This window comes from Nonomuraea polychroma, from assembly GCF_004011505.1.
Lineage (GTDB): Bacteria > Actinomycetota > Actinomycetes > Streptosporangiales > Streptosporangiaceae > Nonomuraea > Nonomuraea polychroma.
Genome location: NZ_SAUN01000001.1, coordinates 967,726 through 984,080 on the forward strand (window position 1 = coordinate 967,726; position 16,355 = coordinate 984,080).

General features: G+C 69.8%; 13 protein-coding genes. 5 read left to right on the forward strand and 8 right to left on the reverse strand.

The annotated features are described in order from the left end of the window. Complete coding sequence (locus EDD27_RS04325; RefSeq protein WP_127931186.1) at positions 1-324, reverse strand: glycoside hydrolase family protein; 324 nt, start codon at positions 322-324, stop codon at positions 1-3. 248 nt (positions 325-572) lie between these two features. On the opposite strand from EDD27_RS04325, the gene EDD27_RS04330 reads away from it, so the two are divergent. The 4 genes from EDD27_RS04330 to EDD27_RS04345 all read left to right on the forward strand — a co-directional run bounded on the left by EDD27_RS04330 (position 573) and on the right by EDD27_RS04345 (position 6,288). After that, positions 573-2,927, forward strand: a complete 2,355-nt coding sequence (locus EDD27_RS04330) for an ATP-binding protein (RefSeq protein WP_127931187.1) — start codon at positions 573-575, stop codon at positions 2,925-2,927. Further along, positions 2,924-5,029 carry an ATP-binding protein gene (locus tag EDD27_RS04335; protein ID WP_127931188.1) on the forward strand — a complete coding sequence of 702 codons (2,106 nt, stop codon included), beginning with the start codon at positions 2,924-2,926 and terminating at the stop codon, positions 5,027-5,029. Before EDD27_RS04330 ends, EDD27_RS04335 begins: the two co-directional genes overlap by 4 nt. 296 nt (positions 5,030-5,325) lie before the next feature. Continuing rightward, a complete protein-coding gene (locus tag EDD27_RS04340; protein WP_241563860.1) occupies positions 5,326-5,850 on the forward strand; it encodes a hypothetical protein in 525 nt (174 codons plus the stop codon). A gap of 9 nt (positions 5,851-5,859) precedes the next feature. Beyond that, positions 5,860-6,288, forward strand: coding sequence for a hypothetical protein (locus EDD27_RS04345; RefSeq protein ID WP_127931190.1), 429 nt, complete (start codon positions 5,860-5,862; stop codon positions 6,286-6,288). A 6-nt stretch (positions 6,289-6,294) separates the two neighbouring features. Here EDD27_RS04345 and EDD27_RS04350 read toward each other — a convergent pair whose 3' ends face one another. From EDD27_RS04350 to EDD27_RS04380, 7 genes are all read right to left on the reverse strand, one after another. Then, positions 6,295-7,416 (reverse strand): hypothetical protein, encoded by a 1,122-nt coding sequence (locus tag EDD27_RS04350; protein WP_127931191.1) that lies wholly within the window; start codon positions 7,414-7,416, stop codon positions 6,295-6,297. An 87-nt stretch (positions 7,417-7,503) separates the two neighbouring features. Next, positions 7,504-9,312, reverse strand: coding sequence for a right-handed parallel beta-helix repeat-containing protein (locus EDD27_RS04355; RefSeq protein ID WP_206641236.1), 1,809 nt, complete (start codon positions 9,310-9,312; stop codon positions 7,504-7,506). Beyond that, positions 9,309-10,076 carry an RraA family protein gene (locus EDD27_RS04360; RefSeq protein ID WP_206641237.1) on the reverse strand — a complete coding sequence of 256 codons (768 nt, stop codon included), beginning with the start codon at positions 10,074-10,076 and terminating at the stop codon, positions 9,309-9,311. Before EDD27_RS04360 ends, EDD27_RS04355 begins: the two co-directional genes overlap by 4 nt. 50 nt (positions 10,077-10,126) lie before the next feature. Then, positions 10,127-12,064: a DUF8034 domain-containing protein gene (locus EDD27_RS04365; RefSeq protein WP_127931194.1), complete on the reverse strand. Its 1,938-nt coding sequence runs from the start codon at positions 12,062-12,064 to the stop codon at positions 10,127-10,129. Positions 12,065-12,066: 2 nt separating this feature from the next. Next, entirely contained in the window at positions 12,067-12,873 is an 807-nt protein-coding gene (locus tag EDD27_RS04370) for a carbohydrate ABC transporter permease (RefSeq protein ID WP_127931195.1), read from the reverse strand. Beyond that, the gene (locus EDD27_RS04375; RefSeq protein WP_206641238.1) at positions 12,870-13,805 is read right to left on the reverse strand and encodes a carbohydrate ABC transporter permease; all 936 of its coding nucleotides are present in this window, start codon (positions 13,803-13,805) and stop codon (positions 12,870-12,872) included. The genes EDD27_RS04370 and EDD27_RS04375 overlap by 4 nt, the downstream gene beginning before the upstream one ends. Then, positions 13,802-15,073, reverse strand: a complete 1,272-nt coding sequence (locus EDD27_RS04380; protein ID WP_127931196.1) for an ABC transporter substrate-binding protein — start codon at positions 15,071-15,073, stop codon at positions 13,802-13,804. Before EDD27_RS04380 ends, EDD27_RS04375 begins: the two co-directional genes overlap by 4 nt. A 162-nt stretch (positions 15,074-15,235) precedes the next feature. Here EDD27_RS04380 and EDD27_RS04385 point away from each other — a divergent pair, with 162 nt between their 5' ends. After that, positions 15,236-16,327: an FCD domain-containing protein gene (locus EDD27_RS04385; RefSeq protein WP_206641239.1), complete on the forward strand. Its 1,092-nt coding sequence runs from the start codon at positions 15,236-15,238 to the stop codon at positions 16,325-16,327. Positions 16,328-16,355 lie beyond the last annotated feature (28 nt).

A 16,355-nucleotide genomic window follows, 5' to 3' on the forward strand; every position in this document is an offset into this window, starting at 1 on the left:
TCACCACGTCGGCCCGCTGCACCCGCTCGAAGGAGCTGTCCCTGACCGTGATGTCCCGCAGCGGCTGCTCGGGATAATCCCGCCCCGCACCGAGTTCGTCTTGATGTAGTCCCCGAAGTACAGCCCCGGCCCGCCCCACCTGCAGCGGCGGACGAACACGTTCCGGATCCCGCCGGTCGTGTCCGTCCCGATCGCGACCGACCCGTACCGGTAGCGCATGTCGCAGTCGTCGATCAGCACGTCCTCGCATGGCACCCCGACCCGCCGCCCGTGGGGCCCGCGCCCCGCCTTGATCGCGATGCAGTCGTCCCCGACGTCGAACACGCACCCCGAGGTCACCACCGACCGGCACGACGCGCCGGAGGGACGCCGGGCAGCTCCTTGCAAAATCTGTCCCATGTGCGAGCCTGATCTTCGCCATGGGTTGCCGGCGATCGGGTATGTGGCCCGGCATACGCGATGACCAGGCATATCGTCCCGGTGTCCAGGACACGCCATCGGGCATATGTTGGTTAGGTCGGCTCGATTTTCGCGTGCGGTCGCCTACTCGCCAGAGCCGATGCGAGGCATCGATGACCAATGCCACATTGCGCACCTTGGCGCACACGTACACCGACGGACTACCTGCCGAGCTGACAAGTTTCATCGGGCGCCGGCACGAAGTGGCGACGGTCAAGCGCCTGATCGCCGACGCCCGCATGGTGACCCTCACCGGGCCCGGCGGCGTCGGCAAGACGCGGCTGGCCCTGCGCGTCGCCGCCGACCTGCGACGGGCATTCCCCGACGGGGTCTGGCTGGTCGAACTCGCCGAGCTCAACAACCCCGCACTGCTGCCTCAGGCCGTGATCGGCGCGCTGAAGATCCAGGATCACTCCGCCCACCCGCCCATCCAGGTGCTCACGAATCACCTGCGGGAGCAGCGGGCGCTGATCCTCCTGGACAGTTGTGAACACGTACTCAACGAGTCCGCCATGATTGCCCAGACGCTGCTGAGCTCCGCCCCGGAGCTGCGCATCCTGGCCACCAGCCGGCAGCTGCTGGGAATCACCAGCGAGCACGCGTTCCCGGTGCCGACGCTGTCGGGCCTCGATTCCCGGCACGGCGGGCCGTACCCCATGTCCGACGCGGCCCGGCTCTTCGCCGAGCGGGCCGAGGCCGTCCTGCCCGGTTTCACCGTCACGCACGAGAACCAGGACATCATCGAGCGGATCTGCCGCCGCCTGGACGGCCTGCCGCTCGGCATTGAGCTCGCCGCCGTGCGGATGCGCGCGCTGTCGGTCCACCAATTGCTCGACCGGCTGGACGATCGCTTCCGGCTACTCACCGCGAGATCGAGTGTCACTGCGCCGCGCCACCAGACGCTGCGCGCCTTGATCGACTGGAGCCACGACCTGTGCACCGAGCACGAGCGCCTGCTGTGGGCACGCATCTCGGTGTTCAGCGGCAGCTTGGATCTGGAGGCGGCGGAAGCAGTCTGCGCCGGGGACGGCATCGCCCATGACGAGATCGTCGGCCTTGTGGCCGGCCTGACGGAGAAGTCCGTCCTGATCAGGGAGGAGCATCCGTGGGGAGTGCGATACCGGCTGCTGGACACGATCCGGCAGTACGGCAGGGAGCGGCTGATGGCCTCCGGGCAGGACCAGCAGCTGAAACGCCGGTATCGCGACTACTACCGGCAGCTGTCGCGCGAGGCGCGGGCGCAGCTGTTCGGCCCCGCGCAGGTCAAACTGCTGAACCGGCTGCGGGTCGAGCATCCCAACCTGCGCACGGCTCTGGAATACTGCCACGCCGAGCACGCCGGGCTCTGTATCGACATGGCCAGCGACCTCCTCTACCACTGGATCTCCAGCAGCCACCTGGGCGAAGGACGCGACTGGCTCGAACGGGGACTCGCGGACACCGCCGGCCTGTCCGAGGTCAGGGCTCGGGCGTTGTGGGCATGTGGCCGGCTCGCCATCCTCCAGGGTGATCTGGCTTCGGCCGTCGAGCGGCTCGCCGAGAGCAGAGCGCTCGGCGAGCGGCTCGGGCTCGAACCGGTTCTCGGCTACGTCGCGCAGTACTCCGGCATGATCGCAATGGAGGAGGGAGACACCGCATCGGCTGTCAGCGCCTTCCAGGAAGCGCTGGACCGTCATCGCGCCGTCAGAGACCCGGCGGGCGAGGTCCAGGCGTTGACCTGGCTCACCTTCGCGCACTCCGACCTCGGCGACTCGGAACGCGCCGTCGCCGCCGCCGAGGAGGGCATCGCCGTCTGCGACGCTCATGGCGAGAGCTGGCACAAGTCGTACGCGATGACGGCGCTCGGCGTCGAGTTCTGGCGCCAAGGCGACACGCGCCGCGCGGCGGCCTTGCAACAGCAGAGCCTGCGCGTCTTCCACGCAGTGGACGACACGGTCGGGGTCGGGGGCAACGTCGAGGTGCTGGCCTGGATCGCCGCCTCGGAAAGGGCGTTCACGCGGGCCGGCGAGCTGCTGGGCATCCTGCGTAACCTCTGGGAGCCGATCGGCGTGCCACTCCTGGGAATCGGCCACCTCATCCGATACCACGACGAATGCGAGGCCCGTACGCGTCGCGCCCTTGGCGAGCGGGCCTTCCAAGCCGCCATCGAGCGGGGCGCCAAGCTCTCCCGTGAGCAGGCGGTCGCCTACGCCCTCATGGAGGAGGCGCCGTCCCGCGGCCGGTCCGGCGAGACCGGTGAGCGCTCGACCCTCACCCGACGGGAGATCGAGATCGCCCGCCTCATTGCCCAGGGAAAGAGCAACAAGGAGATCGCGGCGACGCTGGTGATCGCCCAGCGCACCGCCGAGGCCCACACCCAGCACATCCTGCGCAAACTCGGCTTCAACTCCAGGGCCCAGATCGCCGGCTGGGTCGTCGAGCAGGCCCGCCTCTCCGGCGAGGAACCTCCCGGCGGAGCACGAGCATGACGGCGAACGACACGATCCGGAACGTCCCGGCTGCCGAACAGCCGGCGGCGGACGGGTCGCAGCCCGACACCCCTGCCTTCATCGGACGAAGGCATGAGATCTCCGAAATCAAGCGGGTCCTGCCCAAGACCCGCCTGCTGACCCTGACCGGCGCGGGCGGTGTCGGCAAGACGCGGCTGGCGCGACGTGTCAGCGAGATCGCGCAGCAGAAGTACCGGGACGGGGTCCGGCTGGTAGAGCTGGCCACCATCGACGATGAGGACCTGCTGGCCCCGGCCGTGGCCGCCGCGCTGGGAATCCATGACACCGGACCGGACCTCGTGACTCTGCTGGTGGAGCGTCTGGCCGACAAACGGGTGCTGCTGGTGCTGGACAACTGCGAGCATCTGCTGGGTCCGTGCGCCCACCTGGTGCAGCGGCTCCTGCGCGGCACCCCGTGGCTGCGGATCCTGGCCACGAGCCGGCAGTCGCTCGGGGTGTACGGCGAGCGGGTGCTGTATGTGCCGTCGCTCCCCGTCCCCGAGCCCGGCGACACCACGCGCGACGTCGCCCGGCGAGACGCCGTGCGGCTCTTCGCGGAGCGGGCGGCGACGATCCGGCCGGGTTTCCTCATCGACGCGGCCAACGCCCGGGCGGTCGCCCGGCTGGCCCGGCGCCTCGACGGGATTCCTCTGGCCATCGAGCTGGCGGCGGTACGGCTACGCAAGGTATCGGTGGAAGATCTGGCGAACGAACTCGACGAGTGCCTGGACGTACCGGCCGAGATCGGCTCCGGCACGCTGGCACGCCACCAGACCCTGCGGGCGACCATGGACTGGAGCTTCGGGTTGTGCTCGCCCGGTGAGCAACGACTGTGGGAGCGGCTGTCGATGTTCCCAGGAGGCGTGGACCTGGAGACCGCCGAAGCCGTATGCGCCGGTCAGGGTCTGGCACGCGAGGACGTGCTGGATCTGATGGCCGGCCTGGTGGACAAGTCCATCCTGTGCAGAGCGGAGCAGCACGGCGGCGGAGTCCGATACCGCATGCTGGAGCCCGTCCGCGAGTACGGTCGTCAACGGCTGCCCGCCACGGACGCGGAGGCGTTGCGTGCGCGCTACATCGACCACTACCGCCGGCTGACGGGGCGAGTGCGCGTGGACCGGATGGAGCCCGGCCAGATCGACCACCACCGGATGCTGAACGCGGAGCTTCCCAACGTGCGCGTCGCCCTGGACTTCTGCTTCGGCAGGCCCCGTGACGCGCCCGCCGGGTTGGAGATCGCCTCCGCGCTGTGGGCCCACTGGCTCGTCGCCGGGGCGTTCAGCGAAGGCCGGCACTGGCTGAAACGCGGTCTCGCACTCGTGTCACGACCGAACACCACCAGGGCGATGGGCCTGTGGGCCAGCGGGCTGTTCGCCCTCTACCAGGGCGATCCGGCGGCCGGAGCCGACCTGCGGGAGTGTTTGACACTCGCGCGGCAGTCGAGGGACGAGGCGGTGCTCGCGTTCGCCACCCAGATGTCCGGCGTCGCGGCGCTGGCCGAGGGCGACCCCGAGGGCGGGCTCGCGCTTCTGGAGGACGCTCTCACCCGTCACCGCGCGAGAGACGACGTCCACGCCGTGGGGGTCACGCTCTACTTCGCCACTCTCTTCGCCGCCCACCTGAGTCCGGACCGGGCCGCCGCGTACGGTGAGGAACTGGTGATGATGTGTGAAGAGCGCGACGCGGCGCTCTTCCGCGCGTACGGACGGTATGCGCTCGGCATCGCCCGCTGGGAACAGGGCGACTGGCGCCGGGCCGAGGCCAAGATGCGGGAAGTGACCGCGTTCTGGAGCGCCATCGATGACCGATGGGGTCTCCTCCAGTGCCTGGAGGTGCTGGCCTGGACGGCTGGGGCTCGCGGGCGGCACGAGCGGGCCGCCCGGCTGCTGGGCGCCGCGCACGACCTGTGGCGGGCGGTCACCGCCTCTCCGTCGCGGCCGCGATTCCAGGTGAAGTCACACCAGGAGTGCGTTGAGCGGGCACGTCGCGCGCTGGGGACCCGGGCGTACACGGCGGCCTTCCGGGAAGGCGCGAGGCTCAGGTTGTCCCGGGCGGTCGCCTACGCGCTGGAAGAGCCGTGACGCACCCTGAGCTCCACAGGCAATGCTCGGGACAGACGATGTTTCGCGGCGTAGGGGTGCACGTTTCCGCGGGACGCAGAGGAGCGGGAACCCGTTGACGTGCTGTCCCTCGGCAACGGTGGGTGGGCCACCAGTCACCTGCAAGACGTTGCAACCAGATTGCTAGTGCCATCGGAGATCGTCTTCCCTGGGCCGCCCATTGGTGGGAGACGGCACGACGGCGGAAAGGCGGGCCGGCAGCCCCGGCTCTTTCAGGCAGCGTCATCGCAAGAGACACGAGGTGAGAAATGGTGACGATGGCGATCAGCGCATCCACCCTCAACGGACGCCATCACAAGACCGCGCTCACGATCTTCATGGTCATCGTGGTCGCCCACTGGGCCGAGCACGTGGCACAGGCCGTACAGGTCTACGCCTGGGGCTGGCCGCTGGCCGAGGCCCGGGGCGTGCTCGGCATGCCCTTCCCGTGGCTGGTGACCTCGGAGTGGATGCACTACGGGTACGCGTTACTCATGCTCGTGGGCCTCATCATGCTGCGCAAGGGCTTCACCGGCAGTTCGCGTACATGGTGGAACATCTCCCTGGGCATCCAGGTGTGGCACCACATGGAGCATCTGCTGCTGCTCGTGCAGAAGCTCAGCGGCATCTACCTGATGGGCCGTCCGGTGCCGACGAGCGTTCTGCAGCTGATCCTGCCCAGGATGGAGCTGCACCTCTTCTACAACGCCCTCGTCTTCGCGCCGATGGTGGTGGCGATGCTGCTCCACCGCCGCCCCGCGGAGCATGCCGGGGCCTCCTGCACCTGCGCGCTCGCACACTAGGCCCGTGTCATGACGGTCACGAAACGGCGTTTGAGTGGGTTCACGGTGGCGCTGGCCGTTGTAGGACTGTTGTTGCTGTTCGTGTCCGTCCCCGCGCTCGGCCCGGCCATCCGGGCCGCGCGCGCCGACGGGGTGAGCGGAGTGTTCACTGCCAAGCAACTGCGGTGCGTCCAGCATCCTGGGCACGAGTCCTGCGTCTGGGCCGGGGACTTCGCCTCCGGGGACGGGCGGGTCCTGCGGCGCGATGTCGAGCTGTACGGCAGCGATCGCAACGTGCTCGCAGCCGGGCAGACCGCCGAGGCCGTGGACACGGGGCGCGAGTCCCGCGTCTACGGACCGGACGGCTCAGGAGAGTGGATGTTCACCACGCTCCTCGCGCTGGCCGGGTTGACCGTGCTGATCGTGGCGGCCAGGCGCGTGCGGCGCTCGCGCGACTGACGCCCGTCAGCGGGCGTCCACACGGGCCTCGCCGTACGGCACCAGCCTGACCGGACCCGCAAGGCCGTACGGCTGGCGGGTCAGGCCACCGTAGACGGCCGGGTCGGCGACGCGGAGCCGGTTGCCGAGCGGTGTCGCCACCTCCACCTGCAGGGTCCTGACGCCGCGCCCGAGGTCCACGACGGGGTTGAGCTGGTTGACCGGGTCCAGGCGGCGGCCGTCGACGCGCACCCGGCAGGTGTCGGTCACCTCGCCGAAGTCCAGGTACGCCCCGCCCTCCACGCGGACGTCGGTGGTGTAACGGCCGATGCCCGAGACGTCGGCCAGCTCTGGAATGTCCGACCACGGGGTGAGCCGGTCGAGATCCAGCCGGTGCGCGACCGTGCCCTCCGGCCGCCAGTCCTCCACTTCCAGCCGCCACGACGACAGCACCACCGGCTCGGGCACCGGCCCGATGACGGAGGTGACGGTCCGGCCGTCGGACAGCGTGGTCGTGTACGTCCCCGAGCGGGAGGCGCGGACCACCAGAGCGCCCCCGTCGTATCTGACCAGGCCCGCGTCCGTCGCGACCACGTGCGGCGCTGTCCGCGCCGGGGTCCCGAACAGGCCGGGACGGCCGATGGCCACGACCATCGACTCGCCCGGCAGCAGCGCCACCCGCAGCCGGATCCCGTCGCCGTCCGCCCCATGATGGACCACCTGCTGGACCCGCCCCGTCCACGGGTCCAGCAGGTACGGCACCCCGTCCCGGGGCCGTTCGGGCCAGCGTGACCTCGTGGTCGATCCGAGCCACCGGCGGCTTGGGGTTCTCGACGTGTTTGCCGTTGCACAGGTAGTAGTAGTCCACGTCACCGGCCACGCGGCGGGCCGTGAGCAGCGTGGACGCGGTGGCGTACCGGACGTCGGGGCGCACGCCGAGCGCGGCCGGCGCCGCGGGGACGTCGGCCTGGCGGCGACCATGCGTACGGACGGGGCCGTCAGCAACTCACCGATCAGGGTCCGGAGCCGCTCGTTCTCACCGTCGCGGGCGACGACCGGCACGGAGGCGGCACGCCAGTCACCGAGCAGCACGATCGGCAGTCCAGCCTCCGCGTACTCCAGCAGCCGCCGTGCCACATCGACGGTCATCGTGCACTCGTTCGCGTAGAACTCGCCACGTCGGCGCGGTTCGCGGGGCGCCGGCCCCATGGGGACCGGCGCCCTGTCAACGGACGGTCAGCCGGGGATCGGGTAGGGGAACGCGCTGGTCACGCCGATCTTGTCGTACTCCATCTTGGAGGCGTCGAAGCCGGCGGCCCAGTTGGCGTTCTTGACCTCGTTGCACTGGTAGCTCTGGTACTTGTCGTCGCTGACCTTGCCGACCTCGATGTTCTCGAAGGAGAACCCGCAGCCGCCGGCGTCCATGTGCACCCCGCGCGTGCCGCTGTCCGGCATCGCGCCGGCGGGGTCGTTGATGACGTCGCCGATCACCATCTGCGCGACGTGGTTGTCGATCTCGTGCGGATCGGAGTTGGAGACGCCGTAGGTGTAGAAGGCCCCCATGTCGCCGCTGTCCAGCCCGGCCTCCTCGATGCGGATGTAGGAGAACCGGTTGTTGCGCGCGTAGTTGTCCTCGTCCTTGACCTCCGGACGGACCTCGAGGCTGATGCCGTAGCGGGCGCTGTGCTTGACGACGATGTTGCTGACCACGTTGTTGCCGGTGCTCAGCAGCTCGATGCCGGCCGCGTCGCCGGGGACCAGCTCGCCGACGTGGTAGATGTAGTTATTCGAGATCGTGTGATGTCCGGAAATGTCTCCCTCTCCTGGGTATCCGCCCTCCACCTTGATGCCGTCGGCGCCGATGTTCTCCAGCAGGCTGTCGGACACCTTGACCCGCTCGTTCGCGAACAACATGTAGACGCCCATGAAGCCGCTGTCGGACAGCCGTAACCTGGTCAGGTCGACGTCCCTGGTGTTGGTCAGCGTGATCATGCCGAACCGGTTGCGCGGCATCTCGATCTGCCGGTCGTAGACCGGATACTTGTGCTCGTAGCCGGAGTCGCCCTCGCTGATCCACCCGGCGCGATACCAGTCCACGAAGTCGGAGTACTGCAACGCCAGCCCGTCGAAGGCGACGTTCTGCACGCGCCGGTCGGGGGAGGAACCGGCCAGCGAGATGATCGTCTTCACGGTCGGGGCCATGACCTTGTCGATCGACGTACGCGGCCAGTAGTAGACCTCACTGTTGGCGAAGTCGAAGTAGTACTCGCCCGGCTGGTCCAGGAACCGCAGCGTGTTCTGCAGGAAGTAGCGCGAGCCGCTGCGGCTGTTGACGAACGAGTAGCGGGCCCAGTGGTTGAGCGTGAAGAAGTTCTTGCGGAAGTCGGCGCCGCCCAGCGGCACGGTGTCGGTGAACCAGCTCCACGAGCCGCCCGACCAGACCACGATCTGGGAGTTCCGGTCGAAGTCGGCGTCCCACTCCTTCGGCACGTCCTCCGGCTTGAAGTACAGCCATTGGCGCACCGCCTCCTTCTCCGGCTCGCCCAGCACGGAGAACAGGTAGGGCGACCACAGGTCGTCGCTGGTGCGGTTCGGGTAGCGGGCGGTGGTGGCGCGCTTGCCGTCCTCGAAGAGCGTGTAGAAGGTCCGGTCGATCTTGGTCTTGTAAATGGTGTCGGTGTGCTTCTGCCAGCCGGTCAACGGCCTGGCGCCGAGCAGGCGGGCCTTTCCGGGGCCGTCGGCGCTCCGGTAGATGATCTTGTGACCGTTCTCGCCGGAGTCGGCCTCGGTGAAGGTGATGGTCTTGTCCACGACGTAGTCGCCGCTCTTGACGTTGACGACGATGTCGCACTTCTGCTGCCGCTTCTTCGTGCGCAGTTGGTCGCGGGCCTGCTCGATGGACTTCCACGGGCGCTGGGCGCTGCCGTCGCCCCGGTCGCTTCCCGCCGGGGAGACGTAGTAGTCGCACGAAGGCCTGTCCGCCGGCGCCGGGGTCGCAACCCCGCCCAGGAGTAAGACGATCGCGCCCAAGGACCTGAGGATCACTGGCTCTCCTTTACCGCCCGCCACCGCTCGTACTCGGCGCGGGTCTCGGGGGTGAGGGGGTAGTAGTCCGACAGGGCGCCGCCCTCCTCGATGCGGGCCCGGCTGTAGCGCTCCCACTGCTCGTGATCGGCCGCCGCCTCCAGCACCGACTGCGCGCGCCGGCGCGGCACCACCACGGCTCCGTCGTCGTCGGCCACGACCAGGTCGCCGGGCAGCGCGAGCGCCCCGCCGACCGCCACGGGCACGTCGTACGCCCACGGGAACAGCTCCGCCTGCGAGGCGTAGTGCGGCGTGGCCCCCGTGGACCAGATCGGCACGTTCAGCCCGCGCACCCTCGGCAGGTCCCTGATCCGGCCGTCCACGACGATGCCCGCGCCGCCCTTGCGCTTGAAGTAGCGCACCAGCATGTCGCCGAAGCAGCCGGTGTACGCGCTGCCGTACGCCTGCACGAGCAGCACGTCGCCGGGCTCGATTCGCTCCAGCACGGCCCACAGCGCGGTGTGCCGCTCCACGTACTCCTGGCCGAGCCCGGAGGCGACGTCCTCGCGCTGCGGCATGAACTGCAGCGTGCGCACCCGGCCGGCGATCTTCTGCCCTTGGGCGAGGGGACGAGGTCCCTCGATGAAGGTCCGCCGGATGCCTTGGGCGTGCAGTTTGGCGCAGGCGGTGGCCGAGCTGATCCGCGACAGCCCCTCCACGAGGACGGGATCGGGTTCGGCGGGCAGCGGCCCGCGAACAGGCAGATCCCAGATGGCGTCGTCCATGTATCTCCTCATCAGTGCTGGTACGACTCGACTCGGTGGTGCGGTGCGATTCAGTAGTGCTGGTGCGACGGCGTGCGGACGCGCGCGGTCGTGTGCAGGTCGAGCCGGATGCGGCGGCCGGGCGGCAGCTCCACGAGCAGCCGCGGCCCGCCCACCGTCACCTCCTGCTCGGTCTCGGTGATCGGGGGAGAGGTGTAGGAACGCGGGTCGCCCGGGTAGGCGTCGTCGCCGGCCTGGGAGGCGACCACGCTGTCGATGCGGTGCTCGCCGAACGCGCCGGCCTGCACCACGACCCTGCGGGTGCGGGTCAGGCCCAGGTTGGCCAGCTCGACGCGGACGCCGCCGGGGCGTACCGAGTCGACCAGCGCGGCCACGTCCGGCGGCAGGCCCGGGCGGTGGCGGTCGGCGTCGAAGTACGCCAGCCTGGCCGCCAGCAGCCCGCCGTTGTAGAGCACCTGCGGGGTGCCGGTGACCAGCTGCAGCAGCGCCTCGGTGAGCACGGGGTTGAGCCGCTGCCAGTGGTGCACGTGGATGGCGGCCGGGTCGGCGTCGTCGGCCTCGATGAGCGCCATCCGCCGCCGCACCTGGCCGAGCGCGGTGGTCAGCATCGCCTCGGGGAAGCCGGGGTTGGCGCCGCGCAGGAACTCCAGCCACGGCGCCTCGTGCCCGGCCTCCTCCTTGTTGCGGAACGGCCGCACCGTGGCCCAGTCATAGCCGGAGGCCGCCCGCAGCCGGTCGATCCTGGCGGCGTCCCCACGCCCCAGTGAGGCGTGCCAGAGCCAGACCGGCAGGCCCAGCTGCGGAGGCTGGAAGTCGAACCAGCCCCGGTCGTCGTGCCGGTTGGGCACCAGCATGGTCGGCTTGCCCGCCTCGTCGCCCAGCTCGGCCAGCCAGCGGTCGCTGATGCTCATCTCCGTCTCCGTGACAGCGGCCTTGATCGCGTGGCCGTACACGGTCTCCAGAGGGTCGCGGCCGATGGCCAGCGCGTCGTCGTCGCCGGTCAGCAGGTGGGCGTTGACCGCGGCGATCGCGGCGGCGGCGCCCACGCTGTAGAGGCCGTGCGGCCACTGCCAGCCGTAGTTGCCGCCGTACCAGCGGCCGCCGTGCAGCTCGCCGACGATGCCCGACGGGCCCACGTTGTCGGGCAGGATCCCGTTGTTGGCCTCGGCGCGCCGCTGCCAGGCGTCGATGTAGCGGAGCGCCCAGTCGCGGTAGCGGTCGTCGCCGTCGTACAGCCAGGCGTTGACGGCCAGGCTGGTCGCGGCCAGGTTGACGGCGACGTCGCCGCGACCGATGCGCTCGCTCATCGCCGCGCCCATGCGGGCGGCGTTGTGCGGGTCGGCCAGGTCGTCCCACTCCGTGATGCCCGGCAGGTCGCGCAGCGGCAGACCGTACGGCCGCATGCTGACGAGGTCCGTGTGGTAGGACGCCCACTCCCACTGCAGGCCGTAGCGGGGGCCGCCGGCGCCGTTGTGCGGGGCCCGGATGATGTCGTGCTCGGCGTCGTAGTTCGCCGAGCCCGGCAGGTACAGGTCGGCGAAGCGGTGCGCCCGCTCCCGGAACCGTTCGTCGCGCGGGTCGGCCGCGCAGATGCCGTAGAACAGCAGCAGCGACTCGCCCTGGTGGAACCAGTCGTAGCCGCGCTCGAACTCGTCCACCAGGTAGCCCAGCTCGGTGAGCTGCGCGGTGACGCCCTCCCAGTGGTGCTTGGACTGGTCGAGCAGGTCGTCGGCGCCGCCCAGCTGGTAGAGCGCCGGCCAGTTGAAGAACGCCTCGTAGAAGTCGTCGGCGCCGTCCCGGTCGGCGGCGGTGCCGTGGTAGATGAGCCGCCCGTCGGGCCCGCAGTAGCGGGCCGCGAAGGCCCGCCAGGCCTCGTCGAGCGTGTCGAACAGCCTGCGCTCGAGCACCGCCCAGGCCGGCGGCTCGCCGAGCGGGACGGTCGCGTGGACGGTCGGACCGCTTGCGGGTCCCGGGCGTACGGTCCGCATCTTCAACCTTTCGTCGCACCTGTGGTGAGGCCGCTGATGATGTGCCGTTGCATGAAGACGAAGAAGACGAGCAGGGGAACGATGGCGAGCAGCAGCGTCGGGAAGACCACCGTGTAGTCGGTGGAGTACTGGCTGACCGCCGCGTACACGCCGGTCGTCACCGTGTAGAGGCCGCTGCCGGGGCCCAGGATGATCTGCGGGTTCACGAAGTCGTTCCACACCGAGAAGGTGTTGAGGATGACCATCGTGGCCACCGCGGGCCGCATCAGCGGGAAGACGATCCGCCAGAAGGTGCGCAGCCGCCCGGCCCCGTCCACGGCCGCCGCCTGGTCGAGCACGGCCGGGATGGTGGCGATGTAGCCGGCGTACAGGAAGATCGAGAAGGGTAGCGTTAACACGGTCTCGAACAGGACGAACCCACGGATGGTGCCCATCAGGCCGAGGGTCTTGAGCACGTACACGACCGGGATGACCAGCACCTGCCCCGGGATGAACGTCCCGGCCAGGAAGAACAACATCAGGATGCGGAACCTGCGCTTGGGGCTGCGCGCGATCACGTACGCGGCGGGGGCGGCCAGCAGCACCGACAACACGTTGACCGCCACCACGAACAACAACGTGACCGCGTACCCCTTGACCACGTTGAACTGCGGGTTCGTCAGCGCCCTGCCCAGCGGTTCGAGGGTGAGGCCACCGAGCCCGAACGGTTCGGCGAGGATGTCCTGCTGGCCCTTGAACGCGTTGACCGTCAGCACGTAGAGCGGCACCAGCATGAACGCGACGGTGACCCAGAGGAAGGACTTTCTCATTGGTGCACCGCCAGCTCGCCGCGCCTGCGCAGCTTCGTCACCACGAACGCCAGCGCCGCCGTCACCAGCATCAGGATCACCGACTGCGCCGAGCCGAATCCGAGGCGGGCGTCGTGGAAGGAGTTCCACAGGATGAGGTAGGCGACGGTCTGCGTCTGCCCGGCCGGGCCGCCCGCCGTCAGCGACACCACCAGGTCGTACGTCTTCAGCAGCGTCACCAGCGACAACACGATGTTGATCGTCACGGAGGGCCCGAGCGCCGGCAGCGTCACGTGCCGGAACACCTGCCACCGCGTCGCCCCGTCGATCCGCGCCGCCTCGATCAGCGAAAGCGGCACCGCCTGCAGTCCCGCCAGGTAGAGCACGACGTTGACGCCGAACCCGGCCCACACCAGCACCGCGATCATGGTGACCGTGGCCCACACCGGGTCGGACAGGAACGGGATCACCTCCCCGCCCCAGGTGGTGACGAGGTTGTTGACCGCGCCGGTGGTCCCGAGGATGGCCGACCACAGGAAGCCCACCACCAGGGCGCTCAGCACGTGCGGATAGAACAGCACGATCCGGAAGAAGGTGTTGGCCCGCGAGGCGCCGTTCACCAGCAGCGCGAAGCCGAGTCCGAGGAGGTTCAGCGCGGCCGTGCCCGCCGCGGCGATCAGCAGGGTGACCAGGGCGGCGCGGCGTAGCTCGGGGTCGTCGAGCAGGTCGGCGTAGTTGGCGGCGCCGACGAAGGCCGGGGTGGCGCTGAAGCCGTCCCAGTCGGTCAGGCTGAGGTAGAAGGCCAGACCGACCGGGATGATGAGCATCACCGTGTAGAGGACGGCGGCGGGACCGACCATGACCGCGGTGACCAGGCCGTCATGGCGCTTCCTCTTCGGCTTCTCGGCGACGGCTCGGGGCACGACGGGGGGTGCTTCTCGGGTGAGGGTCATGAGCGGCCGGCCAGCCAGCGGTCCACGCCCTCGGCCGCCTCCTTGGGCGACTTGCCCACATACAGGCCCTGGACCTCGCTGTTCCAGGCGGCGTTGAAGCCCTTGGGGAGGGTCGCGTCGCCGTACCCCTCGCCCTGCGGAACCCCGGACGGCGCGTTGTCGAGGATCTCCTGCACCTGCTTCTCCAGCGACGTGAACTCACGCTCGACGCCGGTGCGGAAGTTGCCGTCCTGCTTCAGCTGGCTCTTGACCGCGGCCGGGTCGGTGACGAGCCACTGGACCAGCTTGAGCGCCGCGTCCTTGTTCGGGGTGGACTTCAGGATCATGTACGGGGCCGCGAGCGTGGCGCCCTGCGGGCCGGGGTAGGCCTGCCCCTTGTCGACCGGGGCGGGGAAGACGCCGACCTCGAAGTCCTTCTGGGCCTTGGCCTCGGCGGCGGTGAACCAGCTCCCCATGACGTACATGGCCGACTTGCCGGACAGGAACGCGGTCTCCGCGTCGGCGTACTTCATGCCGAGGGCGTTCTTGTCGACGTACCCCTTGTCGATCCAGATGCGGTAGCGCTCCAGGTAGGGCAGCAACGACTCGCCGGCCTTGACCTTGCCCGCCTTGACGTCCTGCTGCCAGGCGGGGTGGAGCTGGGCCCGGCTCGGGTTGGACAGCTGGAGCAGCTGCAGCCCGGTGAGGAAGTCGCCGCCCGTCTGCAGCGGCAGGTAGCCGGCGTCCTTGAGCTTGCCCATGGCCGCGTCGAACTCGTCGAACGTCGTCGGCGGCCGGTCGATCCCGGCCTTGTCGAAGGCGCTCTTGTTGTAGAAGACCAGCGACTGCGCCTGCACGCCGACGCCGACCGTGTAGATCTTGCCGCCCAGCTTGGCCTGCTGGGCGAGCGGCGTGTCCTTGGCCCACGGCTGGTCGGTCAGATCGAGCATCTGCTTGGCCAGCGTCTCGTCGGCCATCAGCGTCTCGACCACGTCCGGGGCGTTGCCCGCGGCGAGCTGCTGCGGCAGCGTGTCCGCCACGCCCTTGCCGGTTGGGGCCTCGATCTTGACGTCGATGCCCGGGTTGGCCTGCTCGAACGGCTTGACCAGCCCGTCCCAGTAGGCCTGGGTGAGGTTGGGGCTGATGTTGACCAGCATCCTGACCGTGACCTGGCCGCCCCCGCTCTGCTGCGCTGTCGAGTTGTCCGCGAAGCCGCCTCCGCCGCATGCGGTGAGCAAGAAGAGACAGGCGACGGCGGGCAGGGCGAGGGATGGACGGGGGGAACGCATCGCACCTCCAAGGGGGCGAGATCTGCGACGCCTTTTAATGGGTCGTTACTCGATTAGCGATTATTTAATACGTTGGTAACTTGGGTCGGTCAAGGGGTTTTACGCAGCGACAAATTCGTTTCTGGCCGATGAGTGAGTCATAAATACGTTAGGGTGTGGACTGTGGCAGGACTCGGACGCGAGGACGACAAGCGGCTGGTGCTGAGCGCGGAGGAGCTGTCCGCGCTGCGGGCGCAGGCGAAGGAGCCGGGCGGCGGGCTGGCGCTGCGCAGCCGCATCGTGCTGGCCTGCGCCGACGGGCTGCCGCGCAAGGAGATCGCGACGCGGCTGGCGGTGAGCCCGGCGACCGTCGCCAAGTGGCGGGCCAGGTTCGTGGAGCGGGGTCTGGACGGGCTGTCGGACGCGCCGCGGCCCGGGCGGCCGCGCAGCCCCGAGCGGGAGGAGGCCGAGCGCGTGATCGCCGCGGCGGCCGGCGGCGCCGCCGTGCCGTCCACCCGGACCATGGCCAGGCAGCTCGGGCTGTCGCAGTCCACGGTCGCGCGCATCTGGCAGGAGCAGCAGGTCGCGCCGCCCGCCGACCGGCTGCTGCCCAGGGAGCTGCTGTCCGACCGGGTCTATGCGCTGCTGCGCGGCTGGATCGTGTCGGGGGAGCTCGTGCCGGGACAGCGGCTCGTGGAGGCCGAGATCGCGCGGCGGGTCGGCACCAGCCAGGCCCCTGCCCGGGAGGCCATCAAGCGGCTGGCACACGAAGGCCTGGTCATCTCCTATCCCAACCGGGGGAGCTACGTCGCGGAGATCTCCGACGAGCAGGCCAGGGAGGTGCGCGAGATCCGGGTGCTGCTGGAGGAGTACGCCGCCCGGGGCGCGGCCGCCCGCATCCAGGCCGACACGTTGCGGCAGCTCTCGGCCGACGTGCTGGCCATGCGGAAGGCGGCCAAGGACGGTGACATCGGGGCGTTCAGGGACGCGGACCTGGCGTTTCATCGGCGGGTGTGCGCCGCGTGCGGCAACTCCTTCCTGCTGAGGTTGTGGCGGACGATCGAGTCGAACCTGTGGAGCCTGCACGTGGTGGGCAACCCGCTGTACGCCGGGGACTGGACGGCGATGGCGGGGCACCACGACGACCTGGTGGCGGCTCTGGCGTCGGGCGACCCCGACGAGGCCGCCCGCCTGTTCGCCGCCCACGCCCGCGGCGAGGCCTCCCGCACCCGGCCCCGCGCCCGCGCCGACGCGACGAGCCGGCGCCACCACTAGCATCGGTCTCCATGGCGCGGGCTTGGCT

Coding starts and splice junctions, on each gene's coding strand:
- EDD27_RS04330 (WP_127931187.1), top strand. CDS start 573: ATGACCAATGCCACATTGCGCACCTTGGCGCACACGTACACCGACGGA.
- EDD27_RS04335 (WP_127931188.1), top strand. CDS start 2,924: ATGACGGCGAACGACACGATCCGGAACGTCCCGGCTGCCGAACAGCCG.
- EDD27_RS04340 (WP_241563860.1), top strand. CDS start 5,326: ATGGCGATCAGCGCATCCACCCTCAACGGACGCCATCACAAGACCGCG.
- EDD27_RS04345 (WP_127931190.1), top strand. CDS start 5,860: ATGACGGTCACGAAACGGCGTTTGAGTGGGTTCACGGTGGCGCTGGCC.
- EDD27_RS04350 (WP_127931191.1), bottom strand. CDS start 7,416: ATGACCGTCGATGTGGCACGGCGGCTGCTGGAGTACGCGGAGGCTGGA.
- EDD27_RS04360 (WP_206641237.1), bottom strand. CDS start 10,076: ATGGACGACGCCATCTGGGATCTGCCTGTTCGCGGGCCGCTGCCCGCC.
- EDD27_RS04365 (WP_127931194.1), bottom strand. CDS start 12,064: ATGCGGACCGTACGCCCGGGACCCGCAAGCGGTCCGACCGTCCACGCG.
- EDD27_RS04370 (WP_127931195.1), bottom strand. CDS start 12,873: ATGAGAAAGTCCTTCCTCTGGGTCACCGTCGCGTTCATGCTGGTGCCG.
- EDD27_RS04375 (WP_206641238.1), bottom strand. CDS start 13,805: ATGACCCTCACCCGAGAAGCACCCCCCGTCGTGCCCCGAGCCGTCGCC.
- EDD27_RS04380 (WP_127931196.1), bottom strand. CDS start 15,073: ATGCGTTCCCCCCGTCCATCCCTCGCCCTGCCCGCCGTCGCCTGTCTC.